This is a genomic window from Neobacillus paridis (assembly GCF_016765675.1).
GTDB lineage: Bacteria > Bacillota > Bacilli > Bacillales > Cytobacillaceae > Neobacillus > Neobacillus paridis.
In genome coordinates this window covers 1-1,306 of the sequence record NZ_JAESWB010000397.1, presented here as the reverse complement: position 1 = coordinate 1,306, position 1,306 = coordinate 1, and the positions used below count along the sequence as shown (strand labels likewise).

1 protein-coding gene is annotated in these 1,306 nt (G+C 57.6%); it reads right to left on the bottom strand.

All coding sequences use genetic code 11. From position 1 onward, the window contains the following. Window positions 1-43: 43 nt before the first annotated feature. Window positions 44-1,221 (bottom strand): IS3 family transposase gene (locus tag JK635_RS29350; protein ID WP_202656403.1). Its coding sequence is split into 2 segments (ribosomal slippage): window positions 44-969 and window positions 969-1,221, totalling 1,179 coding nucleotides; the frame shifts between segments, so codons are not numbered across the junction. Window positions 1,222-1,306: the final 85 nt, after the last annotated feature.

The window sequence follows — 1,306 nt, the reverse complement described above, 5'->3', positions numbered from 1 at the left end:
CAGTTGTGAGCTTCCCTCGGTTTTTCGGCTTCCAGTCAGTGGCTCATACTGCCTGTATCTGCTGTTGTTTAACTTGCCAGTGTTGCATGTACTGAGCCGGCGACTGGTAGCCCAGCGTTGAGTGCTGGCGTTGCCGGTTGTAAAACGCTTCGATGTAGTCGAAGCTTGCTGCTTTCATCTGCGCGTGCGTTTTATAGCGCACCCCATGAATGCGTTCATTCTTGAAACTGTTGAACCAGCTTTCCGTCGGCGCGTTATCCCAGCAATTGCCTTTACGACTCATCGAGCAGCGCATTTCGTAAGCATTGAGTTTTTCCTGGAACACGCTGCTGGCGTACTGGCTGCCCCGATCGGAATGCAGCAGCAACCCTGGCCCGGGTCGGCGCCTGAACCAGGCCATGGTCAGGGCGTCGATTGCCAGGTCGGCTGTCATGCGCGGTTTGATTGACCAGCCCACGACTTCCCGATTGAACAGATCCAGAACGATCGCCAGGTAGAGCCATCCCTCATCGGTCCACAGGTAGGTAATGTCCGAGGTCCAGACCTGATTGGGGGCAGCCGGCTTGAACTTGCGCTTGAGCAGGTTCGTCGCCACTGGCAAGCCATGGCGGCTATCCGTGGTAACCCGGTAGCGCCGCTTGTGACGCGCACGAATGCCGTGATCGCGCATGAGCCGCTCCACCCGCGTCTTGCAGGCACTCATGCCACGCGCGCGCAGCTCCCGCACCATCCGGGGACTGCCATAGGCACCCTTGAGCTCGGCATGGATGGCCTGAATCAGCGCCAGCATCTGTGCATCCGTCAATCGCTTGCGCTCAGGGCTGCCACCGCGTTTCCAGGACCGATAGCCACTGATGCTGACCTCCAGCACGCAGCACAGTTCGTGGAGTTCGAAATGCTTGGCATTCTGGTCGATCCAGGCGTACTTCACAGTGCATCCTTGGCGAAGTACGCCGCCGCTTTTTTTATGATTTCATTCTCCCGTTGCAGACGTACCACCTCAGCGCGCAGTCTGCTCAATTCCATTTCCTCTGGCGTGACCACCCGGCTTCCAGCGCCCACCAGCTTGCCTGCAGCGGCTGCCTTGACCCAGTTGCGTACCGTCTGGTGACTGATCCCCAGTTCCCGTCCGACCGCTGGAACCGTCTGTCCATCCTTTACCCTTTGAACAGCCAGTTCCTTGAACTCTGCCGTGAATGCCTGTTGCGGTATCTTCTTCATGTGCCTTCTTCCAATTTACGGGTGATTTTAATGCCACCGCTGGAAGACGAAATTTCAGGGGAAGCTCAGTTGCCGTTGCCGTTGC